Annotated in this window: 8 protein-coding genes; 1 reads left to right on the top strand and 7 read right to left on the bottom strand. The window is 54.3% G+C overall.

The genetic code is table 11. The annotated features are described in order from the left end of the window. Positions 1-203 precede the first annotated feature (203 nt). From B0E51_RS18975 to B0E51_RS18950, 6 genes are all read right to left on the bottom strand, one after another. Positions 204-635, bottom strand: coding sequence for an energy transducer TonB (locus B0E51_RS18975; protein ID WP_077446464.1), 432 nt, complete (start codon positions 633-635; stop codon positions 204-206). Positions 636-697: 62 nt separating this feature from the next. Then, positions 698-1096 (bottom strand): hypothetical protein, encoded by a 399-nt coding sequence (locus B0E51_RS18970; RefSeq protein WP_143526026.1) that lies wholly within the window; start codon positions 1094-1096, stop codon positions 698-700. A gap of 65 nt (positions 1097-1161) precedes the next feature. Further along, entirely contained in the window at positions 1162-1593 is a 432-nt protein-coding gene (locus B0E51_RS18965) for a hypothetical protein (protein WP_077446462.1), read from the bottom strand. Positions 1594-1665: 72 nt separating this feature from the next. Next, positions 1666-1887: a hypothetical protein gene (locus B0E51_RS18960; protein WP_077446461.1), complete on the bottom strand. Its 222-nt coding sequence runs from the start codon at positions 1885-1887 to the stop codon at positions 1666-1668. Positions 1888-2700: 813 nt separating this feature from the next. Further along, the gene (locus tag B0E51_RS18955) at positions 2701-3183 is read right to left on the bottom strand and encodes a DUF2314 domain-containing protein (protein ID WP_077446460.1); all 483 of its coding nucleotides are present in this window, start codon (positions 3181-3183) and stop codon (positions 2701-2703) included. 89 nt (positions 3184-3272) lie between these two features. Continuing rightward, entirely contained in the window at positions 3273-3701 is a 429-nt protein-coding gene (locus tag B0E51_RS18950) for a hypothetical protein (RefSeq protein ID WP_077446459.1), read from the bottom strand. Between the two features lie 211 nt (positions 3702-3912). On the opposite strand from B0E51_RS18950, the gene B0E51_RS18945 reads away from it, so the two are divergent. After that, on the top strand, positions 3913-4251 hold the full coding sequence (locus B0E51_RS18945; RefSeq protein WP_077446458.1) for a hypothetical protein: 339 nt from the start codon (positions 3913-3915) through the stop codon (positions 4249-4251). Between the two features lie 376 nt (positions 4252-4627). Here B0E51_RS18945 and B0E51_RS18940 read toward each other — a convergent pair whose 3' ends face one another. Beyond that, a complete protein-coding gene (locus B0E51_RS18940; RefSeq protein WP_143526002.1) occupies positions 4628-4870 on the bottom strand; it encodes a hypothetical protein in 243 nt (80 codons plus the stop codon). Positions 4871-5099: the final 229 nt, after the last annotated feature.

Below are 5099 nucleotides of genomic sequence, written 5' to 3'. Positions count from 1 at the left end.
CTGGTCCGCATCAGCAACATCGGTGCAACAAGACCGTTTACGGAAATGCAGTCTGGCAACGTTGCAACTCCGCACAGTACTGACACGCACGACGCAGCGAAGAGGACAACATGATGACCAGCATCGGCCCGAAAGCTCAGGGCAAGAGCATCAAGCGCCCGGTATTGATCGGAAGTCTCTTACGAATTGTTAGGCCGCACCTACTAGAACTCAAATTCTTGCATGGCGACGATACAAACTTCGGCTCCGTCAACTTTACCTGGCTGAAAGCGCCAAGTTTCAGTTGCCGCAAGAGCAAGTGTGGAGAGTCTGGCATTTGAAGCTTCGACGATTGTCGGAGACTCCGCGTACCCTGAAGTCGTGACGACATAGGCGAGTAGAACGTACCCATGAATGGGTTGCCCGTCGCTGCTATTTGGTGCTGAAGGCATCTCACCGGCGATTGGCTTAGGGCTAACAAATGGACGTTTTCCAGGATCAACGTCTGTTATGCGATAGCGTGCATCGAGTGCTTTGTGCGCCAAAGGGTCAAACTTAGTTACCTCCCCGCCACGCATGAAAGCTTTGGTGCATTGGGCAGCCGAAGCGGACAGGGGTATAAGAGCGAGCAACAAAAGTGCGACAAGAATTTTCATGTGCGACCTAACGCTGGAGTTAAGCGGCGGCGAAGCCGTCCGCCTTGAACGAAATGTTAGAACTACGGCGTACGCCGCTCAAACCAGCCGTTGCTAGCGCCAGTGAAAAGCAATGCCACGGCAACAAGCTGAGCCACAACATCCGCGGCGCTTAAAGTCCCGGAAAACGGCGCATGCTCGATTGTCGATACGAGGCTAGGTACCGTTTTGAACATGCCCAGCAACATTAGGATTAAGTAGGTGATTCTGGCCCAGTTGCGCCCGCGAGAAATTTTGTAGACGAAGAATGCGCTCACCGCGAAAGTAGCGGCCAGAATTGAGTACACCAATGTTGATGAAACTGGCAGGGCTGCGTGACTGAGCGTGGCCACCGACGTGACCAATCCGACGGCCAAAGCAAGCCACAAAATAAGAACGGCGATTTCGACCGCTCTTGGCTTTGATGAAGAAATTGAGTCCATCTCTCCCCCCGTAGTTCTAACGCTTGAGTTAAGCGGCGGCGAAGCCGTCCGCCTTGAACGACTGGTTAGGCGCGCACACTTTGGAAGTACCCCTTTGCGCGGACGCTAACAGAGAAATAGACAAGGGCAATTGCGGCCCAGCTGCCGCAGCCTAGCGCATATTGCAGAAGCGATGGGGTGGGGTTTGGCGCGCCAAACAACCAGTGCAGCACTTGGAACGGCAAGTACTGCAGCACGGGTAAGACAATAAGCAAAGGACGCACCCAACCACAGCGAAGCACTATGCCAATGCTTACCGCCACCATGAGCGAGACTGAAACCAAGATGGCAATTGCCTCACCCGATGCCCACATGTCCTCGTGAGAGATGAGCGTGCCAGCGAGGGTGAAAGGGGCGCCGGGAATGACGGCAGTAAGTAGCAAGACTACACTGAGGAGGATCGAAGCCACCGCAACCATGCCGAGTGGCCGCGGAATATTCCCCAGATCTGCAATCATTACCTTTAGTTTCAATTTGAAGCCTAACGCTGGAGTTAAGCGGCGGCGTAGCCGTCCGCCTTGAACGACTGGTTAGGCGCCGCTAGCGCCAAAATGGTTATAGAGACCGATGACAAAAAGCGCGATGACCAAGGCGATGACACCGATGGTCTCTAAGTCGTAGTTTGAACGCAAGAAGCGCTTGTGAAGAGACTTGGAAAACAAAAGCGGCAGCGTGACGATCATGCCTGCAGCAAGGCAGAGCAGGCCAAACCAAAAATTGAACTGCACCCACTCCCAGATTGCGTGAATCATGTCTGTGGTGCCTAACGCTGGAGTTAAGCGGCGGCGTAGCCGTCCGCCTTGAACGAAATGTTAGGCCCTACCGAAGTGCTCGGACTAGCAAAGCCACGGCGAAGCCCACTGCGAGTGATACGAGAAAGACGACACAAGAGATACCCACGCGGCGGCGTGCGGCCAAGCCTCTTTGAGTGAGCGAATCTGGTGCAAGTACGTAGTTGAGTGGATTGCCACCAGCCCAAGCGCGAACGCCAGGCTTGAGGCGGAACGGAATGCTGATGAGATTAAAGACCGCGACCAAAACGGATACGAGCCCAACTGCGCAAGCAAGGACGAAGACCACCAAGATTACTTTGCCGATGACGGGATTCATGGCCTAACGCTGGAGTTAAGCGGCGGCGAAGCCGTCCGCCTTGAACGAAATGTTAGACCCCTTGCGAGGGCCTACCACGGAGATTTAAGCCAATAGAAGCAGTGCGGACAATAGTCGATGTCTAGGGGTGATGCCCGCTCGAATGGACTGACTGGAGTTTGGGAGCAGTGGGGGCAGACCAGGCTGACTCTCTCTGCGGCACGAGCGATCATGAGGGCAAGAAAGAAAACAAGGAACAGGGCAACAACATAGATGTTTTGCAGATAGACACCGGCAGCTATGCAGGCCAACGCTGCCAAGCCGATGGAGGGCTGCACAAGTTTGTATCGCTTGCGATACGTCGATGTCGCTTGTGCCCAAGCGGCAATTACTTGTGGATCATTTATGGCTCGAATCGGCATTGGGTCTAACGCTGGAGTTGAGCGGCGGCGCAGCCGTCCGCCTCGAACGGGATGTTAGACGCCAGCCCCGTGGTAAGTGTCTAAGAATTTCCCGACATAGTTGCCCTCCTCAGATCCATCCGCATGGGTAATCAGCCAATCAATCAAGGCGGACTCCGGGAAGGTATAGAACTGGCCGTTTTGGAAGCCCTTTACTACGCTGAGCTGGCTCGCAATATGGCCAATTATATGGTCGCCCTGGATCGAATTTACCTCAATGAAAACTTGCTCAGCTGCGCCGTTATTGTCATGCAAAATGGTGGTTGCAAAGAAGATCTCGCCTTGGGGAAGTCCCGCTAGAAACGTAGCCTTGGCCACTGGATAGGTCGACCTTGCCTTCGCAATATAAGGTGCCTCTGCGGCTTTGAGTGAAGCCTCGCCGTCTTTTGTGTATATCTGGACAGGCTTGTCTTTCGGGGCATCCGGAGACAACTGGGGCTCTTGCGCATGAGCCACAAAAGCGAGTAGAGCCACTAGAAGGAAAATCGGTTGCTTCATGCGCACCCCTGACGTCTAACGCTGGAGTTAAGCGGCGGCGTAGCCGTCCGCCTTGAACGAATGGTTAGGCCGCCTTGCCCGAGCCAACCTCATTTCTTGCTTACCATTGCCTCGCACTCCTTGGCGGTTCTTGCAAGATCTTGAGAACTCATGACTGTGCCGCCCTGCGGATCATAAGCTACCCCACCAAAATTGGAGACCAAGGCTTCAGCAGCGTAAAACACAGAGGTGCACTCGTTGAAGTCACCGCCATACTCAAGAGAGTAAACAACAGGTTTTTCTACGTGAACGCTGGCGATTATCGGATATGTAGAAGCGACATCAGAGTACTGTGCTTGAGAAAAATAGAAGCCTGATTTACGCCCTTTTACTTCGACAGGCAAAAATCCGGTGTGCTTTGCCAGATCTGTTTTGTACGTGAATTGAATTGGTATGTGCCGAGCATTGAGAGCTTGTTGCCATGCGTCCAGAGTTGGTGCTCGCTGCAACGCGAGAATGATGATTAGCTCCATGGACATGCGTGAATCCCCGTAGGCCTAACGCTGGAGTTAAGCGGCGGCGAAGCCGTCCGTCTTGAACGAATGGTTAGGCGCTGCGTGGCGCCACGGCTTAAGACGGATCACCGCTGTAGCCTTCCAGTGGAAGTGGACCGAACAAGAATGAGATGCCTCTGGTTTTGAGAGACTCTGTGGCCGCAGCAAGAAAGCGAAGCCCAGATTCCGTAGGACGATGCAGAAGGTAGACCTTTATGCATTGGCCAGTGGCAGATGGAAATTGCTCTCGAACCTGACCGCTCTCAATGAAGCGAACGTAAGAGCCAAGCTTTCTCTCCAACACGTCGAAGTGTTCATCGTTCCAGGGGAGGTGATCGGAGATGTTGAGCACAACAGCGCCCGTGCCTCGATCGAGGCCAGCGCTATCTATCTTGTCGGATTGCTCAACAGTCACGAGATAAGCCTAACGCCTGAGTTAAGCGGCGGCGTAGCCGTCCGCCTTGAACGAGTGGTTAGGCGGCACTCTAGTCATTGCCGCCACTTGGCTGTCCCTGAGGATAAGCCTGATGCATGATGCCATTGAAGGTGAGGCCGTGTAGCTCTTTACGACAAGAACTCAGGTCGGCTTGCCCGCCAAGAGTGTCGTTAAGGAGTGGCCGACCAGGAAGAGTCCTGTGTGCAAGGCAGCCTTTGGGCGAGAGCACAATTAGCTCTGCCAACGAGAGTCGCATCTGATCTTCTGGGGAGAGCGACGCAACCAAAGCAGAATGACTGCGCTCGAATGAAGATTGGGAACTGCCATCAATTTCTGGGACAGAACTGCAAGATGCGACGGCTAGCGAAGCTAGTGCAACGATTGCCAGTGCGCCGAGTGATTTCATGTGCCGCCTAACGCTGGAGTTAAGCGGCGGCGAAGCCGTCCGCCTTGAACGAAATGTTAGGCCGAAACCTCACGCCTGCCCCGATGAGCAGCGAGCACTTACATAGTGCTCTGCACACTCGACGCTGTGAAGCGCGCCCATGCCGTTGTGGTGTAACTGTAAAGTTGGATTGACCTTAACGACACCCGCTGCAATGTGCTCGGGTAGCGAACCGCTCAAGAGAACCACAGCCTCCGGTGCTTTGTAGTTAACGAGGCCGACTGCTTGAATGATGCTTCCGTGTTTCGCAAGCTCAGCGAGCAGGCGCTCCATGTGTGGGCACACCCAACGCGCGTATTCCTCTGTGCGAAGCCACTGGTAGATCGGAAGGTCCATGCTCTGAGGCCTAACGCTGGAGTTAAGCGGCGCCGGAGGCGTCCGCCTTGAACGAGTAAAAAGAGACTTCCTCCCCTTACGGCCTCGAAGGCCATGATGGTGTTGCGAAACAACCGTCAGCAGAAGAGGAAGTCTCCATGAGCACTATAACCCTGGGTGTGGACTT

The sequence above is a fragment of the Rhodanobacter sp. C05 genome, assembly GCF_002001165.1.
Taxonomy (GTDB): Bacteria; Pseudomonadota; Gammaproteobacteria; order Xanthomonadales; family Rhodanobacteraceae; genus Rhodanobacter.
Note: the sequence above shows the minus strand (reverse complement) of the source record. Positions and strands in the feature narration are given on the sequence as shown.